The sequence below is a fragment of the Kribbella sp. NPDC049227 genome, from assembly GCF_043197265.1.
Lineage (GTDB): Bacteria > Actinomycetota > Actinomycetes > Propionibacteriales > Kribbellaceae > Kribbella.
The window spans coordinates 1018365-1043166 of the sequence record NZ_JBICST010000003.1 but is presented as its reverse complement, the minus strand read 5'-3'; the positions used below and the strand labels follow the sequence as shown (position 1 = coordinate 1043166).

The following is a 24802-nucleotide window of genomic DNA, read 5'->3' as shown; positions in this document are numbered from 1 at the left end:
CGGACCGGCGTGATGTGGACAGTAATGTCGGAATCACCACACCTTGCGAGATCCCGGAGGATCACAGATGTCGCTCGATCGTCCCGTTGCCCCGGACCCGTACGAACTGCTCCCGCAGGCCGGTACCTTCACCGTGACCAGCACCGACGTCGCCGACAACGAACAACTGGCCGAAGACCACGCGTTCGCCGGCGGCAACAAGTCGCCGCAGCTGAGCTGGTCCGGGTTCCCGGCGGAAACCAAGGGCTTCGTCGTCACCTGCTACGACCCGGACGCGCCCGTCGTGTCCGGCTTCTGGCACTGGGTCCTGGTCAACCTGCCCGCCAGCGTGACCGAACTCCCCACCGGCGCCGGCACCCCCGAACGCCTCGACAACGGCGCCTTCCACGTCCGCAGCGACTTCGGCACCAAGGCCTTCGGCGGCGCAGCCCCGCCCCCCGGTGACCAGGTCCACCGCTACTACTTCGTCGTCCACGCGATGGACGTGGAAGCCCTCGACGTGGACAGCGACGCCTCCCCCGCCGTAGTCGGCTTCAACCTCGCCTTCCACACCCTGGCCCGAGCCATCATCACCCCCACCTACAAAATCGCCGAGTAACCCACAGGGAGTCGCCCTCCCAGGCGACTCCCCACCGGCGTACTGCTCACCCGGCTCCTTACGTCGCGTGCTCGTCACCGCACCCGCTTGGCGTGTGGAGTTCGAGCCGCACGGCACCACGTGAGATGCCGGACAGTGTCGGGTCGACTTGCGACGATCTGCAGCGTGGAACCGACAAGCATTCTCGCGGCACTCATCGCGCCTCACTGGGACGGCAAGGATCCAGCGACCGTCCCCAAACCGCCGTTCGAGACCGACCTGAACTCCGTGCTGACGCTGCGGACGCCTGTCGCCGAGCCTGAGCCAGGGGTGGCAGCCGAGACGGATCACCTGCGTGACCTGCTGGCGTCCGGTGGCGGACGCGACCAGACGGGCGCACTGACGCTGGAAGTCTGGTCCCGTGGCAGTGCCGTAGGCAGCCAGTTGGACTCCTACACCGCCTCGGGAACCTCGAGGCTCGACCGCCTGTATGTGCTCGAGTTCCAGGGATCCGAGCAAATGATCAAGTTCGGGCACTCCACGAACCTTCGGCGGCGAGTCGCGGTGCATCGCCAGAATGCCGAGATGTTCGGCTTCGCCCTGCTGAACGGCTGGGCGTCACCTGGCGTTGACGACGCGAGCTATGCGGAGCAAATGGGCAAAGCGGCTGTCTACCTGCTGCGTGGCCACATCCTCTCTCGCGAATGCGTGTACAACATGCCGTTCCGTGAGGCACTCAGCATCGCCCGGGCAGCGTTCGAGCTGCACACCGACTGGCGTCCCCATCCAGCCGAGGACGCGCTGGTTCGCTAGCTGTTCTCGAATCGGCGCCCGCGGTCCGTCGAGTCGTGAAGACTGGTCCTGCTGGTCGCTGGATCTGCGATGAATTCCACGACTCGAACTGCTCGCCGTGTGCGGTGGGTGTTAGGACGTGGTGGGGTCGAGGTGGCAGCGGGAGGTCTGGGGGTTGGAGTGCTGTTGTCGGGTCCGGTGGCCGAGTGCGGTGAAGGCGGTTAGGAGCAGGGTTAGGGTCGTGGCTGCGGCGGCTACGGTGACGCAGGTTATGAAGCCTGTGTTGAGGTTCGTGGTGGTGCCTATGAGGGGGCCGAAGGTGGCTATGCCGATCGCGGCGCCTAGTTGGCGGGACGTGTTGAAAGCGGCGGACGCTGCGCCGTGGGCGGCTGGTACGACGGCGGCCAGCGACTGTGAGGTCATGGTCGGCACTAGCAGCCCCGAACTGAAGCCGGCGGGGATGAGGGCGAGTGCCAGCGGCCACAGTGCGTTCGACGTACTGGCCCATGCGACAGCGGCGAGGGTGACGGCGAGGACTGCCTGACCTAGGGCGAGTACGCCTCGGCGGCCGAGGCGTTTGGCGAGCGGGGCTGCGCAGATGCTGCCGATCGAGATCAGGCCGGTGAGCGGCAGGAACAGCAGTCCGCTGACCAGCGGGCCTAGTCCGCGGCCTTGCTGCAGCATCAGGCTCATCGCAAACAGCAACCCGTAGAACGCGAAGTTGAACAACGCGCCCTGTACGGCGGTGACCACGAAACCGCGATCGGAGTAGACGCCCCGCGGCAGCAACGGCATACGGGTGGAGCGTTCGGCCCAGACGAAGCCGACCAGCCCGGCCAAGGTCAGGGCGGCCGCGGTCACGACAGGAGGGCTCAGCCAACCCTGTGCGGGCGCCTCGATGAGGGCGAAGACCAGTCCGCCGATCAGCACGGTCGCCGTACCCATGCCTGCCAGGTCCAGGCGCCGGCCGGCGCTCGCGACACCGGGCATGAAGCGCAGAGCCCAGATCGCGGCCGGTATGCCAATGACGACGTTCACCGCGAACACAGCGCGCCAGTCGGCGACCGCGACCAGCGCACCGCCCAGCAGTGGTCCGGCAGCCATGCCAACGCCTCCTGCGGCGGCCCACCAGCCGACAAGACGGTGCCGCATCTGCTCGTCCCGCGCGGTTGCGGTGGCGAGTACAAGCGCGCTCGGCAGGAGCAACGCGGCGCCGGCACCCTGGATCAGCCGGGCGAGGTTCAGCATCAGCATCGACGTCGAGACCGCGCACGCCGCGGAGGACGCGGTGAAGATCAGCAGCCCGGCCACGAACGCCCGCTTGGCGCCGAGCGTGTCCGTGATCGCACCGGCGCCGAGCATCACCGCCGCGAACGACAGCGTGTACGCGTTCACAGCCCACTCCAGCTCCGGCCGCGAGGCGTGCAGGTGCTCGGCGAGTTGCGCGAGGGTCAGGTGCACGATCGTGCCGTCGACGAAAACCATGAAGGCGGCGACCAGTGCGAGCACCGTGACACCCCGGCGGTGTTCGATAGTCATAGAACTACTCTAGGACAAGTTCGATGCTCATCGAACTCCGGGTACGCTGGGCGAGATGGAGGAACCCATGACAACGGCACCGCACGCTCCCGCGACTCTGGAGGTCACCGCGGTCCTGCACGCCCTCGCGGACCCCGTCCGCCTGGATCTCGTCCGGCAGTTGACCGAGTCGGAGACGGCGATCGCGTGCGGGCGGTTCGAGACGTCAGTGGCCAAGAGCACGCTCAGCCACCACTTCAAGATCCTTCGCGAGGCCGGCATCATCGCCACCCGTCGCGACGGTGGCCTCGCCCTCAACGTCCTGCGCACAGCGGAACTCGAAGCGTCGTTCCCCGGCCTGCTGAACGCGATCTTCCCGCGCTAGGTCGATCCCCTCGGCCCTGCCGAGAAAGGGCTGGACTCCGGGTTGTTCCACACGTTCAACACCGAGGAACGGCGGGAGTACGCCGCCAGCCTCGCGACAGCCACGGAGTACGGCGGGACGCTGTATGTGCTGTGCTTCGGCGACGAAGGTCCCGACGTCGGCCCACATCCCGTGAGTCAGCAGGATCTGCGCACGGCGTTCGGTCCGAGCTCCGGTTGGACCATCGCCTCCATCGTGCCGGAACGGGTCAGGACGGCATTCCACGACCAGAACGGCGCCCCAGCCTGGCTCACAATCATCAACCGAAACGCCACGTAAACCCTTTGCTGGTGCCGATCGGCGCCGTTAGCGTCGACGACCATGACGTACGACGATCCGAAGCAGATAGTTCGCCGTGGGTACGACGTCCTGTCGCTGCGGTACGACGAGGCGACCGGCGCCGACTCGAAGTACCGGACCTGGATCGACGATCTGATCACGCGACTCGAGGGCGGTAGTCGGGTGCTCGACGTTGGCTGCGGGAGCGGGGTGCCGGTCGCACGTGAACTCGTGGCCGCGGGACATCGCGTCACCGGGGTCGACATCAGCGAGGTGCAGATCCGTCGCGCTCGTGAACTCGTGCCGGACGGCGAGTTCATCAACGCCGACGCCACGACACTGGACTTCCCGGCTGAGTCGTTCGACGCGATCGTCTCCCTCTATGCGCTGATCCACATGCCGCAGGACGAGCAGCAAGACCTGCTGCACAAGATCGCGACCTGGCTCCGCCCCGGCGGATGGTTCCTGTGCACCACCGGCCAGCGCGCGTGGACCGGCGTCGACGAGGACTGGCTCGACGGCGGAGCCTCCATGTGGTGGAGCCACACCGACGCCGACACCAATCGCACCTGGATTGTTCAAACCGGCCTGACCATCGAACACCAGGCGTTCATCCCCGAAGGTTCCGGCGGTCACGCCCTCTTCTGGTCGCGCCGGCCACAGCAGGCCTGAGCCGGAGTACCGACCGGCGGGGAGCCTGGTGGACTCCCCGCCGGGGTGGGGCCAACTTCTTCAAGGGTCGAGAAGTTGGAGCATTTGCCTTAGTCCTTGATGCCGGACTGGGTTACTCCTTGGATGAGGTAGCGCTGGAGGAAGGCGAAGATCAGGACCAGCGGCAGGATCGACACCGCGACGGCCATGAACAGTTCGTGGATGTTGATGGTTTGCGCGGTCACGAACGTGGACATCGCGACCTGGACGGTCCATGACGACGAGTCCTGACCGATCACCAGCGGCCAGAGGAACGAGTTCCAGTTCGCGATGAAGGTGATCGCGGCCAGCGCGGCGAAGAACGGCAGCGAGTTCGGGACCACGATGCGCCAGAACACACCGAAGTACCCGGCACCGTCCACCCGGGCCGCCTCCTCCAGCTCCTTGGGGAACCCCAGGAAGTACTGCCGGAACAGGAACGCCGCGAACCCGCTGAACAGCGTCGGGATGATCAGGCCGCGCAGCGTGCTGACCCAGCCGAGCGACGAGACCACGATGAAGCTCGGGATGAAGGTGACCGCGGCCGGGATCATCAGTGTGGCCACGATCGCGTAGAAGATCTTGTCCGCGTGCCGGTACGGGATCCGGGCCAGGCCGTACCCCGCCATCGATGCCAGCAGCAACTGTCCGGCGGTGCCGAGGACGCCGACCACCGCGGAGTTGTACATCGCCCGCGCCATCGGCACCTGGGTGTCGTTGAACAGTTCGCTGATGTTGCTCCACTGCAGATCCTTCGGGAACAGCGTCCAGTCCGGCGCGGTGATGTCCGCCTCGGTGGACAGTGCGTTGCGCAGGATCAGGTAGAACGGCAGCAGGAACAGCACCACCGCGACGAACAGCGCGATCCAGCGCCCCACCATGCCGACCACGCCGAGCGGGCTGCGGCTGAAGCCGATCGGCTGTGGGGTTCCCGTCGTACGTTCGGTGGCCGACATCAGTCACCCGCCTTTCCGAAGCCGAAGATCCGGCCCTGCAGCAGCGTCACGATCATGATGATCACGGCCAGGATGAGCGCACCCGCGGAGCCGTGCCCGAGGTCCTGGATCGACCCGAGCGAGATGCCGTACAGGTAGACCAGTGGCGGCCGCGCGTAGTTCACGTTGCCGATCAGGTTGTAGAACTCGTCGAACGCCTGGTACGCCGCGATCAGGTTCAGGATCAGTACGGCGACCGACGTGGCGCGCAACTGCGGCAGCGTGATGTAGCGGAACACCTGCCAGCCGGGTTTCGCCCCGTCGACGTACGCCGCCTCGTAGAGCGTCGGCGAGATCCGCTGCAGACCCGCGATGAACAGGATCATGTAGAACCCGAGTTGCAGCCACAGCCGGACGGTGACGATCGGGAGCCAATACCACGGCGGATCGACCGTCGACAGCCAGGCGATCCCGTCGACTCCGAACCAGCCGAGGACCGTGTTGGCCAGGCCGAACCGGACACCGTTGAAGATCGACAACCGCCAGATCAGCGAAGCGACGACGTACGAGCACGCGGTCGGCAGGAAGAACACGGACCGGAAGAACGCCCGGGCGATCTTGACCTGGTTGACCAGCAACGCCAGCGCCAGCGACAGCACGAACGTCAGCGGCACGATGAACACCGCGAAGATCGTGAACGTGCCCAGGCTGGACAGGAAGTTGTGGTCGGTGAGCATGTCGACGTAGTTCTGCAACCCGACGAACTTCGACGGCGTGACCGTGTTGTAGGCCTCGAAGAAGCTGAGGACCAGGCTCCAGATGATCGGCAGGTAGGAGAAGATCAGCAGCCCGACGACGAACGGTCCGACGAACAGCCAGAACGACATCGTGGTGCCGGCGATCCCCCGCCGGCGTCGCGTCCCCCGCCGCTCACCAGTGGTGGCGGGGGACGCGGCCGGCTTCGTGTCTGCCGGTGCGCTGCGGCTCACCCGAACAACCGGGACAACTCGTCGTTGACGGTCTTCTCGGCTTTGGCGATCTCGGCGGCGGGGTCGGCTCCCTTCTTGATCACGTTGGTGAGCATGTCGCCGAACGCCGTACCCATCTTGGGAGTCCAGGCCGGGTTGTCGGTGTGGCCGTAGTCAGCAGTGAGCTTGACCGTCTCGGCCGCTACGCCGCTCTGCAGCTTCGCCGCCTTGGCCGCAAGGCTCTTGCGGGGCGGGATGTGGAAGCCGTAGTTCAGCGACCAGTCCTCCTGGAAGTCTTCCTTGTCGATCCACAGCCACTTCACGAACTTCTTCGCCGCGTCGACGTTCGGGCTCTTGGACGAGACGAACTGCGTCCAGCCGCCGGAGTACACGGCCGGCTTGCCCTGTGCGTCCAGCGCGGGGAACGGGAACACGCCGAGGTCGTCGCCGAGCGCCTTCTGCATGCCCGGCACGGCCCACATGCCGATCCACTGCATCGCCGTCAGACCCTGGTTGATCGCACCCGGGTCGGTCCAGTCGGTCGGCGAGCCCAGGAGCACGCTCTTGCTCGCGTACAGCTCGTGCAGCTTGCCGAACGCCTGCGCCGCGCGGGCGTCGGTGAAGCCCGGCTTGTTGTCATCGGTCAGGTAGCTGCCTCCGGACGACCACAGCGCCGGCCCGCCGAGTGCGAGGCCGCCGTCGTTGCCGACGAAGATGCCCTTCACCTTGTTCGTGGTCAGTTCCTTGGCCGCGGCGATCAGGTCGTCGACCGTCTCCGGCGGCTTGATCCCGGCCTTGTCCAGCAGGGACTTGCGGTAGTAGATGACCTGCGGGTCGACGATCATCCGGATCCCGTAGATCTTGCCGTCGACGGTGTTGGTGGCCAGGTCGCCCGGCTGGAAGTCGTCCTTGACGTCGGCCATGATGTCGTCCAGCGCGACCACCTGGTTGCTCTTCACCATGCCGATGTTGAGCTGGCTCTCGAAGACGTCCGGGCCCTTGCTCGACAGCAGGCCGGACGACAGCTTGGCGGCGTAGTCGCCGGGCGTCCAGGCGACCGAGACGTTCGCGTCCGTATAGGCCTTGGCGTACTTCGTCGCGGCTTGCTGAGTGCCGGTCTCGCCGTACTGGTGGTACCACTGCGACAAGGTCGCCTTGGCACCGCCGCCGTCGCCACCGCTCGAGGGCCGGCCGGTATTGCCGCCGCAGGCCGCGGTGAACGCGGCGAGAGCGGCCAGGCCACCGGTCCGCTTGAGCAGATCCCGCCGGGTCAGACCGGCGTTCGGAACATGAGCAGGCATGAATTCCACCTTCCCGAGGAACAGCGCCGCAGGGGGTACGACGCCGGCGGTTCCGAGTTACTTAACGGCGTTAAGCATCTCCGATTTCGCACACGCTACAACTAGATCCAACATTCCAACAGCCTTCGACACAGGTCTTTCCGGCACGGTACCCATCACACTCACGGATACCGCTCCGACGCTCCCAGGTGAATCGTTGGAGAAGTGTGTAGCACCATCGCTCAAAAGCGCGCCCGGCGCAAGACCGGGCGCGCTCTTCTTTGTTCGAATCTGTGGAATGTTGCTCGGGTGGTATCAGACCGTGATCAGCGGAACATCTCGCCCGCCGAAGCCTTACGCACCAGGAGTTCCGGCGGCTCGAACCGGGTTCCGTACGACGATGCCAACGCCCGCGCGCGCTCGACGAACGCGGGCAGTCCATAGCCGTTGATGTACTGCAGCGCGCCGCCGTACAGCGGTGGAAAACCGATGCCGAAGATCGAGCCGATGTTGGCGTCGGCAACGGAGCGTAGTACTCCTTCGTCCAGGCACTTGACCGTCTCCAGCGCCATCGCGAACGTCATCCGCTCCTGCAGGTCGATCAGCGGTACGTCGTTCCGTTGCGGGAAGTGCTCCCACAGTCCGGGCCACAGGGTCTTGGGACCATCCGCCGGGTAGTCGTAGAAGCCGGCACCCGCAGCCTTCCCGCGCCGGTCGAACTCGTTCACGAGCCGGTCCGCGACCGCCATCCCCGGATGCTCGTCGAACGCGCCGGCGCTGTCGCCGGCCGCCCTGGCCGCGTCCCGGATCTTCTGCGGCAACGTCAGCGTGACCTCATCCAGCATCGCGAGCGGCGGCGCCGGGAAGCCCATCTGGGTCGCGGCCCGTTCGATCGTCACCGGGTCGATGCCCTCGGCGACCATCGCCGCGCCCTCCATCACCAGTGTGCCGAACACCCGCGAGGTGAAGAACCCCCGGCTGTCGTTGACCACGATCGGCGTCTTCTTGATCTGCCGGACCACGTCGTACGCCTTGGCGACGGCGCGGTCGGAGGTCTTCTGCCCGACGATCAGCTCGACCAGCGGCATCCGGTCGACCGGTGAGAAGAAGTGCATGCCGAGGAAGTCGTCCGGCCGGTCGATGCCGTCGGCCAATGAGGTGATCGGCAGCGTCGACGTGTTCGAGCAGAGCAGCGCGTCCGGCTCGACGACGCCCGCGACCTCGGCGAACACCTTCTGCTTGAGCTCCTCGCTCTCGAACACCGCCTCGATCACCAGATCGCAGCCGGCCAGGTCGTTCGGGTCCGCGGTCGGGGTGATCCGGCTGAGGAACTCCTCCACCTCCCCCGCCGTCGTCCGCCCCTTCTGCACCTGCTTGGCCAGCAGCTTCTCGGAGTACGCCTTGCCCTTGCCGGCTGCCTCCAGCGACACGTCCTTGAGCACGACCTCGATGCCGGCCTTCGCACACACGTACGCGATCCCGGCGCCCATCATGCCCGCGCCGAGCACGCCCACCTTGCGCGCGGAGTACTTCGGTACGCCGTCCGGCCGCGACGCGCCGGCGTTGATCGCCTGCAGGTCGAAGAAGAACGCCTGGATCATGTTCTTCGCGATCTGCCCGGTCGCCAGCGACACGAAGTACCGCGACTCGATCCGCGAAGCGGTGGCGAAGTCGACCTGGCTGCCCTCGACGGCCGCGCTCATGATCGCCCGCGGCGCCGGGTACGGCGCGCCCTTCAGTTGCTTGCGCAGGTTCGCCGGGAAGGCCGGCAGGAACGCGGCCAGCTTCGGGGACGACGGCGTACCGCCGGGGATCTTGTAGCCGTCGCGATCCCACGGCTGCTTGGCGTCACCGTCGTACGTCTCGATCCACCGGTAGGCGGCGTCGAGCAACTCCGCGGCGGGGACGACCTCGTCCACGATGCCGACCGACTTGGCATGGGCGGGCTTCATCCGTTGCCCCTGCAACAGGACCTTCATCAGTGCGTCCTGCAGGCCGAGCATCCGGACCGTCCGGGTCACGCCGCCACCGCCGGGCAGCAGGCCCAGCGTCACCTCGGGGACGCCGAGCTCGATGCGGTTGTCGTCCGCAACGATCCGGTGGTGACAGGCGAGCGCGATCTCGAGACCGCCACCGAGCGCGGATCCGTTGACCGCGGCAACGACCGGGACACCCAGTGTCTCCAGTGCACGGAGTTGCCGCTTCACCTCTTCCACCGTGTCGAAGACCTCGGCCGCATCGCTGGGCTGGATCTGCGACAACATCTGCAGGTTGCCGCCCGCGAAGAAGGTGGACTTGGCGCTGGTGATGACGACACCCCTGAGGCCAGACTCGGACTGGAGCCGGGAGATGGTCTCCCCCATCGCGGTCAGATACGCCTCGTTCACCGTGTTCGCCGACGCGTCCGGGTCGTCCATCGTCAGGGTGACGACACCGTCGACGTTCTGCCAGGAGATCATGCCGCAAGCCTCTCGATGATCGTCGCGACGCCCATCCCGCCGCCGACGCACAGGGTGGCCAGTCCGTACCGGAGCTCGCGCCGCTCCAGTTCGTCCAGCAGGGTTCCGATCAGCATGGCGCCGGTGGCACCGAGCGGGTGGCCGAGCGCGATCGCACCGCCGTTCACGTTCACCTTCTCGTGCGGTACGCCGAGATCCTTCATGAAATGCATGACCGCGGCGGCGAACGCCTCGTTCATCTCGAACAGGTCGATGTCGCTCACCTCGAGCCCGGCCTTGGCCAACGCCTTGCGCGCGGCCGGGGCCGGACCGGTCAGCATGATGGTCGGGTCGGCGCCACTGACGCCGGTGGCGACGACTCGGCCGCGAGGTGCCTGCCCGAGCGCCTCCCCGGCCTTCTCGTTGCCAACGGCAACCAGAGCGGCGCCGTCGACGATGCCGGACGAGTTGCCGGCGTGGTGCACGTGGTTGATCCGCTCGACGGTCACGTACTTCTCCAGCGCGACCGAGTCGAAGCCGCCGTGCTCCCCGATCGCCGCGAACGACACGGGCAGTCCAGCCAGCGTCTCGACCGTCGTACCGGGCCTGACGAGTTGATCGTGGTCCAGGATCTGCAACCCATTGCGGTCCTGCACCGGGATGACCGAACGGCCGAAGTAGCCGTTCGCCCAGGCCTTGGCGGCTCGGGCGTGCGACTCGGCGGCGTACGCGTCGACGTCGGTGCGGGAGAAGCCGTCGAGAGTCGCGATCAGGTCCGCGCTGATGCCCTGCGGGATGAAGTTCGTCGCCAGCGCCGTCTCCGGGTCCATCGCCCACGCGCCGCCGTCCGAGGCCATCGGCACCCGGGACATCGACTCGACGCCGCCGGCGAGGATGAAGTCCTCCCACCCGGACCGGACCCGCTGGGCTGCCTGGTTGACCGCCTCGAGGCCCGACGCGCAGAACCGGTTGAGCTGCACGCCGCCGGTCGTCTCCGGGTAGCCCGCCGCCAGCACCGCCGTCCGGGCGATGTCCATGCCCTGGTCGCCGATCGGCGTGACGACACCGAGCACGACGTCGTCGATCGTGGCCGGGTCCAGCTCGGGGTGCCGGTTCCGCAGTTCGTGCAGGAGGCCGGTGATCAGCTGGATCGGCTTGACCTCGTACAGGGCACCCGCCGGTTTGCCCTTGCCGCGTGGGGTGCGGATCGCGTCGTACAGGAAGGCTTCACTGGTCATCATGATCCCGTCGGTCGAAGACTCTCCAAGATTGTGACAGTTCTGGTGTCACGATGGACAAGGGGGCCTCGTTATGATCTCCGCCATGCCGGAAACCAGCGCGGGGGGAACCGTGGACGAGGCGACACTGACGGTGGACGAACTCTCAACCCGGGTCGGGATGACGGTGCGGACGCTCCGCTTCTACGCCGGCCGCGGCCTGATCCCGCCACCCATCCGGCGCGGCCGGGTCGGCTACTACGGCCCGGAGCACATCGCCCGGCTCGATCTGGTCCGCGAACTGCAGGCCCACGGCTTCACCCTGTCCGCGATCGAGGGCTACCTGGATCGCATCCCGCCCAATGCGACTCCGCAGGACATCGCTCTGCACCGGACGCTGCTGACCCCGTGGATGCGCGACCTCCCCGAGACCCTGGACCGCACCGCGTTGGTACGACGTACCGGTCGCGAGCTCACCGACGACGACATCGAGATGCTGGTGGCGCTCGGGGTGGTCGAGCCGACGCCGGACGAGGACGTGTTCCAGGTCGCCACCGCGCACCTCAGTCTGGGCGTCGAGCTCCTCGATCTGGACCTGCCGGTCGACGCCGTACTCGCCGCGGGACGGATCTTCAGCGAGCACGGCCGCGCGATCGCGGAGGAGCTCACCGAGGTGTTCCGGACCAAGGTGTGGCCGCACTACCGGGATTCGGGCGGCCCGCCGGAGCACATCCAGCAGCTGGTCGAGCGGTTCAAGCCGGTGACCATCCAGGGCCTGGTGCTGGCGTACGAGCGAGCCGTCGGCGAGACCCAGCGCGACACGATCCGCCGGACCCAGAGCAAGCGCCGCTGACGGCCGGCGGAGCTCGTCTCCCCCGGCCGCTGCTGTGAAAGTCCTAGGCAGACGGTGACTCTTGCGCCGGTTCGACGAGGTTCACCCTGCCCTCGACGACGTCTTGGGCGACGTCGGTGAGGCGGCGATTGTGAGTCCGTGCATAGGTCCGCATGACGGCGAACGCCTCGTCGACGCCGACCGAAAGACTGTGCGTGAGGAATCCCTTGGCCTGCTCGATCAGAATGCGGCTGTTGAGCGCCGACTGGAGTTGCTCGGTGACGATCTCCTGGCGAGCCAGCGCGCGCTGGTGGATGATGCCGATGCTCGCGGCATCGGCCATCGCCTGCCCCAGCGCGACCGTGTCGTCGTCGAGCGGTCCGGCGGTAGCGCTGAACAGGTTGACGGCTCCGAGAACGGTACCGCGCAGCCGCATCGGCAACGCGTGCACAGCTACATAGCCACCATCGAGAGCGGCAGCGCTGAAACGCGGCCACCTGTCAGCGGCCTCGCGCATGTCGCCGCACTGCACGGGTCGCCCCGTGGTGAACGCTTCCAAGCACGGCCCCTCGGAGTTCTGCAACTGGGTCAGCTCCACCAACCGCGCCTGCTCGGTGGAGGCCGCCACCAGGTTCAGTGCGCCGTGGTGGTCGACGAGCAGAATGCCGCACGCAGACACCCCCAGCAGCTCGCTGCACCGCGTGGCGAGCCGATCCAGGAAGTCGATGATGTCGAAATCGTCGACGAGGGTGTCGGCCAGCTCGATGAACACTTCTCTCGCCCTGCGGTCAGACACGCTCATCTCTCATCCTCCTCTTCATTCTCGGTTTGCTCCGATTCCTGCTTGTCCGGGCCGTCGGACCACGGCGGGTCCGGATCCCTTCCGGGCGGATCGCCGCGGCCGTCGCTCCCGTTGGCGGTGGCGCCATGATGGTCGCCGTCCAGGTAGAGGTGGCCGGCCATGACGTCGGTGGCGACCCGGTGCAACGGCCTGCCGCTGCTGAACGCGTGGGCACGCAGGAGAGCGAGCGCATCGGTGACACTGACGCGCTGCTGGGCCGCCACGAATCCGGCAGCCTGGTGCACCTCCGCACGGCGCGCGGTGAACGCCGCATCGATCACCTGATCCAAGTCTGCGCTCAGTCCGTGACGATCGTCGAGCGCAAGGACGAAAACCGCGTCGGCGTACACCAAGGCGTCCAGAATCTGATCGCCGCCGAGGGGTCCGGGCTGCCGCCGGTAGACACTCAGGGCTCCGATCCTGGCCGCACCCGCACCGATCGGGAACGCGAAGATGCCACGCACGCCGTGCCGGGCCGCGGCCGGCGCGAACGCAGGCCACCGACTGACCGCATCGAACCCGGACAGATCAGCCGCGAGTACCGGCGCGCCGCTCGCGATCGCGTCAGCACTGGGGCCTTGGCCGAGGGTGAACTGCAACTCCTCCAACGCACCGACGTCGGGCATGGTGGCCAGCAGAGGTTCGTACGGTCCGGCATCGGGCGACATGGACAGCCCGGCCCCGACGGCCGACAAGGCCTCGGCGCAGGCCACCACGGCATAGCGCAAGGAAGGCGATGCGCCGTCGAGTCTGGCGGCGGCGTCGATCGCCCCCCACACTCTGGCACCGCGGTTCTGATCCACCCGCTCCATCCAGACTCGTGCCGCCGCCGGGCGGATGCTTCACCCTAGCGGCCTTACTCGTCGGCCGGCTCGCCGTCCGCCGGCGACACGCTCGGCTCGGACTCCGGAACCCGTTCGGGCTCGGGATCTCTGGTTCGCTTCGGTGCGGCCGTCGTGTCGGCGACAACTGAGCGTAGACCGATCCATTCGCTCATCGAGGCTCCATCCCAGTCAGCCCGCGCACAAGCTGCCGGGGTCCGGGGCAGCACCTTGCCTGACAGTCTAGGCCGCAGCGTGGTTGACTGCCTTCAGGTGAACTAGGGGAGGTCGAGATGGGGATTGTGTCGCCGGGATTCACCGGCCGCCGGCGGAGTGGATCGGAGCTTCCGCCCGGGCAGTACCTGACGCGGGACTTCCCGGTGCTGTCCGCCGGCCCGACCCCGCACATCCGCACGGAGCACTGGGAGTTCACCGTCACCACCGAGACGGGTGAGGCGACCAAGTGGGACTGGGCCGGGTTGCTGGCCCTGCCGGCCGACGAGATCACCAAGGACATCCACTGCGTCACCCGGTGGTCGAAGCTGGAGACGAACTGGAAGGGTGTCTCGCTCGACACACTGCTCGCGGATGTGGAGACCAGCGCCGACTACGCACTCGTGCACAGCTACGGCGGGTACACGACCAACGTGCCGATGGACGACCTGCTCGACGGTCAGGCCTGGATCGCCTACGAGTACGACGGCGAGCCGATCGACCCCGAGCACGGCGGCCCGGCCCGTCTGCTGGTGCCGCACCTGTACTTCTGGAAGAGCGCGAAGTGGGTCCGCGGCCTGGTGCTGTCCGACACCCAGGACCTCGGCTTCTGGGAGACCGCCGGTTACCACGAGTACGGAGACCCATGGAAAGAACAGCGCTACGCCGGCGACTGACCTGGCAGGTCGCCACTGTCACCGACATACGGCGGGAGACGGCTACCGCCCGCACACTGGTGCTCGACGTACCGGACTGGCCGGGGCACCTTCCCGGGCAGCACCTGGACGTCCGGCTGACCGCGCCCGACGGGTACCGCGCCTCCCGGTCGTACTCGGTCGCTTCGGCGTGGACCGGTGACACGATCGAGCTCACCATCGAGCAGGTGCCCGAAGGTGAGGTCTCGCCGTACCTGGTCGAGGTGCTGAAGGTGGGCGATCCGCTGGAGATCCGCGGTCCGGTCGGCGGGTGGTTCGTCTGGAAGCCGGAGCAGGAAGGGCCGGTCCAGCTCATCGGCGGCGGGTCGGGGATCGTTCCGCTGCGCGCGATGCTGCGTGCCCACGCGGCCGCGGCCAGTACGACGCCGGTGCGCCTGCTCTACTCGGTACGAGGGCCGGCCTCGGTGATCTATGTGGAAGACCTGAAGGAACTGGCCGCGTCGGACGACGTCGACGTACGACTCGTCTACACGCGGGAGGCGCCGGCCGGAGAACCGCGGGTGGGGCGTATCGACGCGGACCTGATCGAGCGGCTCGCGTTCACGCCGGCGGACGGACCGACGACGTACGTGTGTGGGCCGACGCCGTTCGTGGAGGCGGTGGCGGATCTGCTGGTCGCCGCCGGACACGACCCGGCCCGCGTCAGAACCGAGCGTTTCGGACCGACTGGAGGCCCGCGATGACCACAGATGCCACCTACCTGGACGGCAACGCCGCCGCCGGAGCGCTGAGCGAAGTCTTCGCGATGGATGTGACCGCCGCGATCACCCAGTGCAACGGATGCGGGCAGACCGGCGTGTTCGCGGAGTCGCACGTCTATGTGAACGCTCCCGGCCTGGTCGCTCGCTGTGCCGGTTGCGACGGCGTGCTACTGCGCGTTGTCACCACCCCGTCCGACGTCTACGTGGATCTGCGCGGCCTGACATACCTCAGGCTGCCCAATCCCTAGCCTCGGGCGTAGTCTCAGGAAGAGATCCGTCACACGCGGCCCCAGACCCCGGCCCTCTACCTGCATGGGAGGACCGGTGGCCACAGCAGATCACGGGACCGACTATCTCGATCGCCTCGCGCGTTCGGAGCCTTTGGATCTATGGCAACAGCAGGAACTGGCGGCTGCGCTGACCGTGGTCGACGAGCTCCATGCCCAGAGGCCGCACACGGCAGGCACAGCCAGAGTCATCGACCTGCGGCTGGCGATCTACCGGAGCAGGTTGCGGTACGAACTGTCCCAGCGGCTCGAGCTGGAGCAGCCCGAGCCGTAGACCCCGCTACACGCCGAGGCTACGGCCCACGATCTCCTTCATGATCTCGGTGGTGCCGCCGTAGATCGTCTGGATCCGCGTGTCCAGGTAGGCCTTGGCGATCGGGTACTCGGTCATGAAGCCGTAGCCGCCGTGCAGTTGCAGACAGCGGTCGACGACCTTCTTCTGCAGCTCGGTGGTCCACCACTTGGCCATCGCGGCCTCGGCCACGGTGAGCGTGCCGGCGTTCAGCTCCTGGACGCAGCGATCCACGAACACACGGGCGATCTGCGTCTCCGTGGCGATCTCGGCGAGCACGAAGCGGCTGTTCTGGAACGAGCCGATCGGCCGGCCGAACGCCTTGCGCTCCTTGACGTAGCGCAGCGTGTCGTCGAGCAGGTTCTCGCAGGCGGCCGCCGCGACGACCGCGATGGTCAGCCGTTCCTGCGGCAGCTTCTCCATCAGGTAGACGAAGCCCTTGCCCTCCTCGCCGAGCAGGTTCTCCGCCGGGACCCGGACCTGGTCGAAGAACAGCTCCGCGGTGTCCTGCGCCTTCAGACCGATCTTGTCCAGATTGCGGCCGCGCTCGAACCCGGGCATGCCGCGCTCGACCACCAGCAGCGAGACACCCTGCGCCCCTGCCGCCGGGTCGGTCTTGGCCACCACGATGACGAGGTCGGCGAGGATGCCGTTCGAGATGAACGTCTTCTGGCCGTTCAGCACGTAGTGATCGCCGTCGCGGCGCGCCGTGGTCTGGATGCCTTGCAGGTCGCTGCCGGCGCCCGGCTCGGTCATCGCGATCGCGGTGATCGTCTCGCCCGAACAGAACTTCGGCAGCCACCGCGCCTTCTGCTCCTCGGTCGCATAGTCCAGCAGGTACGCCGAATTGATGTCGGTGTGAATCGTGAAGCCGACCCCACTGGCACGAGCCCGGGTCAGTTCCTCGATCAGCACGGTGTTGAACCGGTAGTCCCGCACACCGCCACCGCCGTACTCCTCCGGCATCATGAAGCCGAGCAGGCCCGCCTGGCCGGCCGCGGTCCACAGCTCGCGCGAGACGATGCCGGCCTCCTCCCAGCCGTCGTGGTGCGGCACGATCTCCTTGTCGCAGAACGCTCGCACGGTCTCCCGGAAGGCATCATGATCGGCGTCGAAGAGCTGACGTTCCATCGGGCGGTTCCTCTCGGTCCTGGACGGCGGCGCCGGTCTCCAGCAGCTCGTCGATGTCGGTGATACCCCACTCGGCCAGTGCGTCGCGGGTGTGCTGTCCGGGCCGCGCGGGCGGTCGCCCGAGGCTGGTCGGCGTACCGGAGAAGCGTGGTGCCGGGGCGGCCTGGCGGATTCCGTCGTGGTCCATGAAGGTGCCTCGGGCAACAAGGTGCGGGTGCTCGGCGGCGAGCGGCAGCACCGGTGCCACGCAGGCGTCGGAGCCGTCGAAGACCTGCGCCCACTCGTCCTGGGTGCGTCGCAGGAACGTCTCGGTCAGCACCTTGCGCAGCTCGGGCCAGTTCGCCGGGTCGTTGCGATCCGGTGGGCTGATCCCGAGCGTCGCGATCAGTTCGTCGTAGAACTGCGGCTCGATCGCGCCGACGGCGACGTGCTTACCGTCCGCGGTCTCGTACACGTCGTAGAACGGGGCGCCGGTGTCGAGCAGGTTCGTCCCGCGGTCCTGCCGCCAATTCCCGGCGGCCAGGGCACCGAGCAGCATCGTGGTCAGATGCGCGGAGCCGTCTACGATCGCCGCGTCGACCACCTGACCGCGGCCATTGCGCTGAGCTTCGTGCAATGCAGCGAGTACGCCGACCACCAGGTAGAGCGAGCCGCCGGCGAAGTCACCGAGCAGGTTCGCCGGCACCTGCGGCGGTCCACCCGCGCGACCGATGAGATGCAGCGCGCCCGACACCGCGAGGTAGTCGATGTCGTGCCCCGCCGTCTGTGCGAGCGGACCGTCCTGTCCCCAGCCGGTCATCCGCCCGTAGACCAGTCTGGGATTGATCGCGTGACAGTCCTCCGGACCGACGCCGAGGCGCTCGGCGACGCCCGGCCGGAAGCCCTCGACCAGTACGTCGGCCTGCGCGGCCAGGCGTCGTACGACGTCGATCGCGGCCGGGTTCTTCAGGTCCAGGGCCACGCTGCGGCGACCGCGGTTCACCAGCTCGTACTCCGGCGGGCCGAAAGCCAGTCCACCACCGGGCCGGTCGATCCGGAGGACGTCTGCGCCCAGCTCGGCCAGCATCATGCAGGCGAACGGCGCCGGACCGATCCCGGCCAGCTCGACCACCTTGACGCCTTGCAGTGGACCCATGAGCGCTATTGTGACAGTTCTACTGTCACAGTCGTCAAGTCACTTTGCGAACCATCACCAGCGCCACGGCCGGGACCAGCACGCTCAGGGCCAGCACCACGGCGAGCGCGATCGACCACCCTGGCGACTCGCCCTCGAGATGACCGAGGTGGAAGAACAGGTGTGGCACCGCCCCGACGAGGTACGCCAGCAGCGCGACCGTGCTGAGCACTCGGTCGAAGCGCACCGCGGCCGCGATGAAGATCACCGCCAGACCGAGCGTCGCGCCGCCGAAGTCGCGGAACAGGTGCTCGCTGTACGGCGGTGTCCAGTCCACCGTCGGCACGTCGTCGTAGAACGAGAACGGGAAGAACAGCAACCACAGACCAAGGACGAGTTGGTACGCGCCGAACACCACCAGCACCGACCGCACATAGCCCCTCATGCGAGGTACTCCGCGAACGTGATCCGACCGTACGGCGTCCCGTCGACCAGAGGCCCTGTGGTGGCGTAGGCGCGAAAGGTCTTCCCCGGGATCCGCAGTGAAACGGTTGGTCGGCGAGAACTCCTGGCTCGCTTCCACAGCCGGGCCAGGTCTGGGACTGGGCGCCGTTCAGGGCCGCCGATGTCGGCGACGCGCCCGTTGGCGGGCGCTGCCGCGACCAGCTCGACCAGGCGGCCGGCGACATCCTCGACGGCGATGGGCTGGAGGGTGAGGGCGGGCGCGAACAGCACAGGCAGGAACCGCTGCGCCCGGAATATCTGGTCGATCAGGTCGTGGAACTGGGTCGCCCGCAGGATCGTGAACGGTACGCCGGACTCCTCGACGAGTCGCTCGACGGCGAGCTTGGTCCGGTAGTACGGCATCGGGATCCGGTCGACCGCGACGATCGACATCTGTACGACGTGCGGCATACCGGCAGCTCGGGCGGCGTCGAGCAGGTTGCGCGCCTGCCGCTCGTCCCGGCGGCCGAGGCTGGTGGCGAGGTTCACGATCACGTCGATGCCCTCGACCGCGGCGGCCAGCCCCGCACAGGTCGTCAGGTCTCCGACGAAGCGATCAGGCCCGGGCTTCCGGCTGAAGATCCGGACCTGGTGCCCGGCCGCACGAAGCCGCCCGACGGTAGGCCGGCCGAGCGTCCCGGTGCCGCCGGTGACGAGGATGCAACTCATCTGGTGTCCTTTCTGTCACCAGCTCAGATCCGGTAGGCCGTCGGTTCGTGACAGCTGGCGGGCCGCGAAGCTGAGTTTGTCCGGGTTCATCACCAGGCGCAGGTCGGTGATGCCCTCGGCACCGAACTCGACGAAGCACACCGCGTGCACGCCGTCGGGGCCGAAGGCAACCAGTGCGGGACGCCCGTTCGCCTCGGCGAAACCCGCCTCGATGCCGCCGCCGAAGCGCTCGATCACGCCGACCAGGTAGCGCGCGACCCGCTCCCTGCCGACGAGCGCGTTCCGGGCCGCGATCACCTTGCCGCCGCCGTCCGCTCGCGACACGACATCGCCCGCGAGCAGCTTCTCCAGCTTCTCGATCTCACCCAGCCGGGCCGCGGCGATGAATCGCTCCACCAGCTCACGCCAGCCGGCCCGGTCCACAGGCTGGTCCCGCCGTGGCTCGGCGGCGATCCGTTTCGCCGCGCGGGACGTCAGCTGCCGGGCGTTGACCTCGGTCGTGCCGATCAGCTCGGCCACCTCGCGATGGCTGTAACCGAACGCCTCCTTCAGTACGTACGCCGCCCGCTCCGCAGGTGTCAGCCGCTCGAGCACCAGCAGTAGCGCGAACGACACCGACTCCCGCTCGGCCACGACGTCCAGCGGCCCGAGCTCGTCGAACTCCGCCCGCCCACTCAGCACCGGCTCCGGCAGCCACTCCCCCACATACGTCTCCCGGCGCGCTCGGGCGGAGGTGAGCTGTTTGATCGACAGGTTGGTGACCACCCGCGCGAGGTAGGCGTCCGGGTCGCGCACGGAATCCTGATCGGTCGCCTGCCAGCGCAGCCAGGCGTCCTGCAGGATCTCCTCGGCGTCGGTCGCCGTACCCATCATCCGGTAGGCGATCCCGAACATCCGTCCGCGCAGGCGTTCGAAGTCATCCACCCGGTCAGTCTGTCAGGAAGGCCTCCGCCGCTCGCTGGAGCTTCGCGTAGTACTCCGACCAGCCGGCCTCGTCCATGTGGTCCGCGTCGGACCCGCCCTGGCCGTCGATCAGTTCACGCACGATGTCCGCATGACCGGCGTGGTGGGCCGTCTCGTCGACGACCCGGACGAGCAACGCGCCGAACGTCGTACTCCGGCCGCCCTCGGGCCAGTGCGGGACCTCGGCCGGCGTGTCCAGGTCGAGCTCGTCGATGGACCGGTCGCTGTGGGCGCAGGCGTCGCGGTAGAGACCGGTGAGGTACTCCGTGCTCTCGGACGGAAGCGCCCACATGTCGCCACCGTCCCAGACAGTGCCGTCCTCCTCCCACGGCAGCGGCTTCGCCGGTGGTCGCCCGACGCTCGTGCCGAGGTAGACGTACTCGATCCCGACCAGGTGCTTGACCAGTCCGAGCAGGTTCGTCCCGGATGGCACCAGCGGGCGGCGGCGATCGTACTCACTCAGACCGTCGAGCTTGGCCAGCATCACCGCACGGGTGCCTTGGAGGTAGTTCTGCAGTTCGGCCTTCATGGACGGGACGCTAGTGCAGGCGTCAGACAGTTTCCGGCGCACCCGGCGGAATGAACGGCACCGTCCCGGGGCCGTCAGCGATCAGCCTCAGCAGTGCGTCGGTGTCGACGTACTCGTCGATGGCGTCCGCGAGCCGATCCAGCCGCGCCTCACGGAGACCGGCGAACGAGACCGTGCCGTCCGGTGCCGGCTTGCCGGTCAGCTGAGCCACCTCGGTCAGGAACGTGTGCCGGGCGGCGTCGTCGTCGAGCAGCCCGTGCCAGATCGTTCCCCAGGTGTTCCCGACCCGGCAGCCACCCGGGAACGCCGATGCCTCGCCCGTCACGGTCACGACGCCGTGATGGATCTCGTACGCCGTCGGCGCCGGGCGAGCCAGCACCTTCGCCCGGGAGAACTCCGTTGCTATCGGCAACAAGCCCAGTCCGGTGTGCTCACCCCCACCCTCGACGCCGTGCGGATCGGTGATCGCGCCGCCCAAAGCCTGGTAGCCACCACAGATCCCGAGCACAGGCCGTCCGGCCGCAACGCGCGCGCTCACCGCATCCGCCAGACCGAGCGACCGCAGCCACGCCAGGTCCGACACCGTTGCCCGGGACCCCGGCAGCACGACCAGGTCCGCATCCCGTACCTCGGCCGGGCTGGTGGTGAAGAACACGCCGTTCGTCGGCTCGACCGCCAGCGCGTCGAGGTCGGTGAAGTTGCTGATCCGCGGGAAGCGGATCACCGCCACCGTGAGCAGCTCGGCCGAGGAGGTACGACGTACCGGGATGTCCAGCGCGTCCTCGGAGTCCAGCCACAGTTCGGGCAGCCACGGCAGGACGCCGTACGTCGGGCGGCCGGTCACGGACGTGAGCATGTCGATGCCGGGCTGGAGCAGCGTCGCGTCGCCGCGGAACTTGTTCACCAGGAACCCGCTGACCAGCGCCTGGTCGGCCCCGTCCAGCAGCGCCACCGTGCCGAACATCGAGGCGAACACTCCCCCGCGATCGATGTCGCCGACAACGACCACTGGAGCTTTGCTGTGCCGTGCCAGTCCCATGTTCACGTAGTCCGACCGGCGCAGATTGATCTCCGTCGGGCTGCCCGCGCCCTCGCTGATCACCACGTCGTACCGCGAGGCCAGATCGTCGTACGCCGCGAACGCGGCCTTGGCCAGCTCGGCCCGCTCGGTGAGGAAGCCGCGGGACGACAACTCGCCCCACGGCTCCCCCATCAGTACGACGTGACTGCGCTGGTCACTGCCCGGCTTGAGCAGCACCGGGTTCATCGCCGCCTCGGGCTCCGCGCCGGCCGCGACGGCCTGGATCCACTGGGCCCGCCCGATCTCGGTGCCGTCCGCGCAGACCATCGAGTTGTTCGACATGTTCTGCGCCTTGTACGGCGCCACCCGGACACCCTGCCGCGCCAGCCAGCGGCACAACCCGGTCACCACGGTCGTCTTACCCGCGTCCGACGTCGTACCCGCGATCAGGAGTGAGCCCACGCGGGGATCCTAAGCGTCGTCGGACGATCTCCCCTGCTCGGCCTCCGGCTTGACCGGGGTGATCCGGCGGCCCTGGGCGTCGGTGCTGGGCAGCCGCGGCCGCGGACCCTGGAACCGGGTCCCCGCGCCACCCTCGCGGGCAGACAGCGGCTTCGCGATGTTCTCCAGCGACTTGCCTTCCGCGTCGACCCCGAAGAACCAGGCGATCAGACCACCGATCAGCATCACGGCCGCGCCGATGATGTACCCGACAGTCAGCGGACCGCGCGCAGGGTTGTCGCCCTCACCGATCAGTGAGGCGAACAGGAACGGCGCGATCACACCACCGGTCAGCTGCGAGATCGCGAAGAAGAACGAGATCGCCTGACCACGCAGCTCGATCGGGAAGATCTCGCTCACCGTCAGGTACGCCGACGACGCGCCGGCCGAGGCGAAGAAGAACACCACGCACCACAGCAGGGTCAGCGTGACCGCACTCAGCGCGCCGGCGTTGAACAGCAGCGCGGTGACGAACAGCACCACGGCCGACACGGAGTACGTGCCGAGGATCATCTTGCGCCGGCCGATGGTGTCGAAGAAGTGGCCGAGCAGTAGCGGACCGGCCAGATTGCCGATCGCGAACGGGAAGAAGTAGAGCGCGATGCTGGAGTCGTTCAGGCCGAAGTACGCCTTGAGCACCAGTGCGTAGGTGAAGAAGATCGCGTTGTAGAGGAACGCCTGGGTGACCATCATCGAGAAGCCGAGGAAGGATCGGCTGCGGTAGTCGCGCAGCATCACCCGGGCGATCTCGCGGTACGTCACCGGCGGGTAGTCGATCACGTTGATCGCCTCGTCGTCGGTCACCTCGCGCAGCTCGCCGCCCTGCCGCCGGACAGTCTCCTCGATCTCGTCGACGGTCCGCTCGGCCTCCTCGACCCGGCCGTGCGTCATCAGCCAGCGCGGGCTCTCCGGGATGTGCCGGCGCAGGTAGATGATCATCAGACCCATCACCGGACCGATCAGGAAGCACAGCCGCCAGCCCCACTCGATCGGGATGATGTCCTCGTTCAGGAACACCAGACCGACCGCGGATCCGAGCAGCGCGCCGGCCCAGTAGGTGCCGTTGATGCCGATGTCGACGCGGCCGCGGAACTTCGACGGGATCAGCTCGTCGATCGCGGAGTTTATCGCGGCGTACTCACCGCCGATGCCCATACCGGCGATGAACCGGAAGAACAGCAGCGAGTAGATGTCCCACGACAGGCCGGCCAGACCGGAGGCGACCAGGTAGACCATCAGCGTGATGATGAACAGGCTGCGGCGGCCCCACTTGTCGGTGAGCCGGCCGAAGACCAGCGCACCCACCACCTCGCCGGCCAGATAGATCGAGGCCATCAGACCGACCTGGGACGTGGTCAGGTGGAGCGTCTCGGGCTCCTTCAGCACGTTCCCGACCAGCGACACCAGCTGGATCTCGAGGCCGTCCAGGATCCACGAGACGCCGAGTCCGACCACGATCATCCAGTGGAACCTGGTCCACGGCAGCCGGTCCATCCGGGCCGGCACGAGACTGGGTATCGCTCTGCCTTCTTCCAGTGCGTGCTCGCTGCTCATCCCTGCTCCTGCTCCTCCCGAGCCCGTGGTACCACGGTGTGTCCGGCCGGACACATCTCCAGAGCCCGTACCCCAGGAGTCACGAAGTCCAAACCCACGGTCACGCGGCACCACCGCCGGATGCGCTGGTTACAGTGGCGGACATGGAGAACGAGATCAGCGTCGTCGACGCCAAGGAGCGCAGCCGGTACGAGGCACTGGACACCGACGGCAACCTGATGGGATTCGTCGACTACAAGCTGCACCCGGGCGTGATCAGCTTCCTGCACGCCGAGACGCTGCCCGAGTACCGCGGCCGCGGCGTGGCCGGCCGGATCGCGTCGAAGTCCCTCGACGACGCCCGCGCCCTCGGCCTGCGGGTCAAGCCGGCTTGCCCGTTCTACCAGGACTACCTCGAGCAGCACACCGAGTACGCCGACCTGGTCCGCCGGCCCGGTGAGGAGGCAGCGAAGTGACCGCACCTGTACTGGGCAAGGTCGAGTGGCGACCAGCCGCGGAGGTGCCCGAGCTCCTGGCGGCGCCCGTGCGCGATGCGCTCGGCGACCTCGCTGCCTACGCTGCCCCGATCGATCCGGGCCTGGCCGACACCGCCGCCTTCTGCGCGGAGTACGACGTACCGATGGACGCGTCGGCGAACTGCGTGATCGTGCATGGCAAGCGCGCCGGTGAGTCGACGTACGCCGCGGTGATGGTGCTGGCCACCGATCGAGCGGATGTGAACGGCGTGATCCGCAAGCATCTCGGCGTACGGAAGATCTCCTTCGCCGCCCAGGACGACGCGGTCAGCTCGACCGGCATGGAGTACGGCGGGATCACCCCGATCGGACTGCCGGCCGAGTGGCCGGTGCTGGTCGACGAGGCGGTCACCCGGGCCGGGCTGGTGGTGATCGGCAGCGGAATCCGCGGGTCCAAGATCCTGCTGGACGGCGCCGACCTGGCCAAGTTGCCAGCAGCAACAGTGTTGGCGCTGGCACAGAGCTAGCGGCGGGCGGTTG

General features: G+C 67.8%; 29 protein-coding genes. 12 read left to right on the top strand and 17 right to left on the bottom strand.

The features are described 5' to 3' along the window. The first annotated feature begins 67 nt into the window (after positions 1 to 67). A complete protein-coding gene (locus tag ACGFH6_RS17165) occupies positions 68 to 598 on the top strand; it encodes a YbhB/YbcL family Raf kinase inhibitor-like protein (protein WP_393384657.1) in 531 nt (176 codons plus the stop codon). Between the two features lie 165 nt (positions 599 to 763). Beyond that, on the top strand, positions 764 to 1390 hold the full coding sequence (locus ACGFH6_RS17160; RefSeq protein ID WP_393384655.1) for a hypothetical protein: 627 nt from the start codon (positions 764 to 766) through the stop codon (positions 1388 to 1390). A gap of 111 nt (positions 1391 to 1501) precedes the next feature. On the opposite strand, the gene ACGFH6_RS17155 is transcribed toward ACGFH6_RS17160, so the two are convergent. Beyond that, positions 1502 to 2908, bottom strand: a complete 1407-nt coding sequence (locus ACGFH6_RS17155; RefSeq protein ID WP_393384654.1) for an MFS transporter — start codon at positions 2906 to 2908, stop codon at positions 1502 to 1504. Positions 2909 to 2975: 67 nt separating this feature from the next. Between ACGFH6_RS17155 and ACGFH6_RS17150 the strand changes: the two genes are divergently transcribed. The 3 genes from ACGFH6_RS17150 to ACGFH6_RS17140 are packed head-to-tail and all read left to right on the top strand — an operon-like array spanning position 2976 to position 4262. Beyond that, the gene (locus ACGFH6_RS17150) at positions 2976 to 3272 is read left to right on the top strand and encodes an ArsR/SmtB family transcription factor (RefSeq protein ID WP_393384652.1); all 297 of its coding nucleotides are present in this window, start codon (positions 2976 to 2978) and stop codon (positions 3270 to 3272) included. 42 nt (positions 3273 to 3314) lie between these two features. Further along, entirely contained in the window at positions 3315 to 3590 is a 276-nt protein-coding gene (locus ACGFH6_RS17145) for a hypothetical protein (protein WP_393384651.1), read from the top strand. A gap of 42 nt (positions 3591 to 3632) precedes the next feature. Beyond that, positions 3633 to 4262 carry a class I SAM-dependent methyltransferase gene (locus ACGFH6_RS17140; protein WP_393384649.1) on the top strand — a complete coding sequence of 210 codons (630 nt, stop codon included), beginning with the start codon at positions 3633 to 3635 and terminating at the stop codon, positions 4260 to 4262. Positions 4263 to 4351: 89 nt separating this feature from the next. On the opposite strand, the gene ACGFH6_RS17135 is transcribed toward ACGFH6_RS17140, so the two are convergent. From ACGFH6_RS17135 to ACGFH6_RS17115, 5 genes are all read right to left on the bottom strand, one after another. Then, positions 4352 to 5236: a carbohydrate ABC transporter permease gene (locus tag ACGFH6_RS17135; protein WP_393384647.1), complete on the bottom strand. Its 885-nt coding sequence runs from the start codon at positions 5234 to 5236 to the stop codon at positions 4352 to 4354. Next, positions 5236 to 6204 carry a carbohydrate ABC transporter permease gene (locus tag ACGFH6_RS17130; protein ID WP_393384645.1) on the bottom strand — a complete coding sequence of 323 codons (969 nt, stop codon included), beginning with the start codon at positions 6202 to 6204 and terminating at the stop codon, positions 5236 to 5238. Before ACGFH6_RS17130 ends, ACGFH6_RS17135 begins: the two co-directional genes overlap by 1 nt. Then, positions 6201 to 7484 carry an ABC transporter substrate-binding protein gene (locus ACGFH6_RS17125; protein ID WP_393384643.1) on the bottom strand — a complete coding sequence of 428 codons (1284 nt, stop codon included), beginning with the start codon at positions 7482 to 7484 and terminating at the stop codon, positions 6201 to 6203. Before ACGFH6_RS17125 ends, ACGFH6_RS17130 begins: the two co-directional genes overlap by 4 nt. Positions 7485 to 7789: 305 nt before the next feature. Continuing rightward, on the bottom strand, positions 7790 to 9922 hold the full coding sequence (locus tag ACGFH6_RS17120) for a 3-hydroxyacyl-CoA dehydrogenase NAD-binding domain-containing protein (RefSeq protein ID WP_393384641.1): 2133 nt from the start codon (positions 9920 to 9922) through the stop codon (positions 7790 to 7792). Next, positions 9919 to 11139, bottom strand: a complete 1221-nt coding sequence (locus tag ACGFH6_RS17115) for an acetyl-CoA C-acetyltransferase (RefSeq protein WP_393384841.1) — start codon at positions 11137 to 11139, stop codon at positions 9919 to 9921. The genes ACGFH6_RS17120 and ACGFH6_RS17115 overlap by 4 nt, the downstream gene beginning before the upstream one ends. An 85-nt stretch (positions 11140 to 11224) precedes the next feature. Between ACGFH6_RS17115 and ACGFH6_RS17110 the strand changes: the two genes are divergently transcribed. Next, a complete protein-coding gene (locus ACGFH6_RS17110; RefSeq protein ID WP_393384639.1) occupies positions 11225 to 11971 on the top strand; it encodes a MerR family transcriptional regulator in 747 nt (248 codons plus the stop codon). A 43-nt stretch (positions 11972 to 12014) separates the two neighbouring features. Here the strand turns inward: ACGFH6_RS17110 and ACGFH6_RS17105 are convergent, their stop codons facing one another. Genes ACGFH6_RS17105 through ACGFH6_RS17095 form a run of 3 tightly spaced genes read right to left on the bottom strand, consistent with a single transcriptional unit; the run spans position 12015 to position 13788 of the window. Beyond that, positions 12015 to 12722, bottom strand: coding sequence for a GAF domain-containing protein (locus tag ACGFH6_RS17105; protein WP_393384637.1), 708 nt, complete (start codon positions 12720 to 12722; stop codon positions 12015 to 12017). 26 nt (positions 12723 to 12748) lie between these two features. Then, the gene (locus ACGFH6_RS17100; RefSeq protein ID WP_393384635.1) at positions 12749 to 13603 is read right to left on the bottom strand and encodes a GAF and ANTAR domain-containing protein; all 855 of its coding nucleotides are present in this window, start codon (positions 13601 to 13603) and stop codon (positions 12749 to 12751) included. A 44-nt stretch (positions 13604 to 13647) separates the two neighbouring features. After that, on the bottom strand, positions 13648 to 13788 hold the full coding sequence (locus tag ACGFH6_RS17095) for a hypothetical protein (protein WP_393384633.1): 141 nt from the start codon (positions 13786 to 13788) through the stop codon (positions 13648 to 13650). A 117-nt stretch (positions 13789 to 13905) separates the two neighbouring features. Here ACGFH6_RS17095 and ACGFH6_RS17090 point away from each other — a divergent pair, with 117 nt between their 5' ends. The 4 genes from ACGFH6_RS17090 to ACGFH6_RS17075 all read left to right on the top strand — a co-directional run bounded on the left by ACGFH6_RS17090 (position 13906) and on the right by ACGFH6_RS17075 (position 15803). Then, positions 13906 to 14502 carry a sulfite oxidase-like oxidoreductase gene (locus ACGFH6_RS17090; RefSeq protein WP_393384631.1) on the top strand — a complete coding sequence of 199 codons (597 nt, stop codon included), beginning with the start codon at positions 13906 to 13908 and terminating at the stop codon, positions 14500 to 14502. After that, on the top strand, positions 14472 to 15224 hold the full coding sequence (locus tag ACGFH6_RS17085) for a ferredoxin reductase (RefSeq protein ID WP_393384630.1): 753 nt from the start codon (positions 14472 to 14474) through the stop codon (positions 15222 to 15224). Before ACGFH6_RS17090 ends, ACGFH6_RS17085 begins: the two co-directional genes overlap by 31 nt. After that, positions 15221 to 15490, top strand: a complete 270-nt coding sequence (locus ACGFH6_RS17080) for a DUF6510 family protein (RefSeq protein WP_393384628.1) — start codon at positions 15221 to 15223, stop codon at positions 15488 to 15490. Before ACGFH6_RS17085 ends, ACGFH6_RS17080 begins: the two co-directional genes overlap by 4 nt. A gap of 76 nt (positions 15491 to 15566) precedes the next feature. Then, positions 15567 to 15803, top strand: a complete 237-nt coding sequence (locus ACGFH6_RS17075; RefSeq protein WP_393384626.1) for a hypothetical protein — start codon at positions 15567 to 15569, stop codon at positions 15801 to 15803. Positions 15804 to 15809: 6 nt separating this feature from the next. Here ACGFH6_RS17075 and ACGFH6_RS17070 read toward each other — a convergent pair whose 3' ends face one another. Genes ACGFH6_RS17070 through ACGFH6_RS17035 form a run of 8 tightly spaced genes read right to left on the bottom strand, consistent with a single transcriptional unit; the run spans position 15810 to position 23807 of the window. Continuing rightward, positions 15810 to 16952, bottom strand: a complete 1143-nt coding sequence (locus ACGFH6_RS17070) for an acyl-CoA dehydrogenase family protein (RefSeq protein ID WP_393384624.1) — start codon at positions 16950 to 16952, stop codon at positions 15810 to 15812. Next, the gene (locus ACGFH6_RS17065) at positions 16921 to 18087 is read right to left on the bottom strand and encodes a CaiB/BaiF CoA transferase family protein (RefSeq protein ID WP_393384622.1); all 1167 of its coding nucleotides are present in this window, start codon (positions 18085 to 18087) and stop codon (positions 16921 to 16923) included. The genes ACGFH6_RS17070 and ACGFH6_RS17065 overlap by 32 nt, the downstream gene beginning before the upstream one ends. A gap of 34 nt (positions 18088 to 18121) precedes the next feature. Next, positions 18122 to 18511 carry a hypothetical protein gene (locus tag ACGFH6_RS17060; RefSeq protein WP_393384620.1) on the bottom strand — a complete coding sequence of 130 codons (390 nt, stop codon included), beginning with the start codon at positions 18509 to 18511 and terminating at the stop codon, positions 18122 to 18124. Continuing rightward, on the bottom strand, positions 18508 to 19239 hold the full coding sequence (locus ACGFH6_RS17055; protein ID WP_393384618.1) for an SDR family oxidoreductase: 732 nt from the start codon (positions 19237 to 19239) through the stop codon (positions 18508 to 18510). The genes ACGFH6_RS17060 and ACGFH6_RS17055 overlap by 4 nt, the downstream gene beginning before the upstream one ends. Positions 19240 to 19254: 15 nt before the next feature. Next, complete coding sequence (sigJ, locus tag ACGFH6_RS17050; RefSeq protein ID WP_393384616.1) at positions 19255 to 20163, bottom strand: RNA polymerase sigma factor SigJ; 909 nt, start codon at positions 20161 to 20163, stop codon at positions 19255 to 19257. A 4-nt stretch (positions 20164 to 20167) separates the two neighbouring features. Continuing rightward, positions 20168 to 20731 (bottom strand): DinB family protein, encoded by a 564-nt coding sequence (locus ACGFH6_RS17045; RefSeq protein ID WP_393384615.1) that lies wholly within the window; start codon positions 20729 to 20731, stop codon positions 20168 to 20170. 22 nt (positions 20732 to 20753) lie between these two features. Then, positions 20754 to 22214: a cobyric acid synthase gene (locus ACGFH6_RS17040; RefSeq protein ID WP_393384613.1), complete on the bottom strand. Its 1461-nt coding sequence runs from the start codon at positions 22212 to 22214 to the stop codon at positions 20754 to 20756. Between the two features lie 9 nt (positions 22215 to 22223). After that, positions 22224 to 23807 (bottom strand): MFS transporter, encoded by a 1584-nt coding sequence (locus tag ACGFH6_RS17035; RefSeq protein ID WP_393384612.1) that lies wholly within the window; start codon positions 23805 to 23807, stop codon positions 22224 to 22226. 143 nt (positions 23808 to 23950) lie between these two features. Here ACGFH6_RS17035 and ACGFH6_RS17030 point away from each other — a divergent pair, with 143 nt between their 5' ends. Then, a complete protein-coding gene (locus ACGFH6_RS17030) occupies positions 23951 to 24262 on the top strand; it encodes a GNAT family N-acetyltransferase (protein WP_393384610.1) in 312 nt (103 codons plus the stop codon). Beyond that, a complete protein-coding gene (locus ACGFH6_RS17025) occupies positions 24259 to 24789 on the top strand; it encodes a YbaK/EbsC family protein (protein WP_393384608.1) in 531 nt (176 codons plus the stop codon). The genes ACGFH6_RS17030 and ACGFH6_RS17025 overlap by 4 nt, the downstream gene beginning before the upstream one ends. Positions 24790 to 24802: the final 13 nt, after the last annotated feature.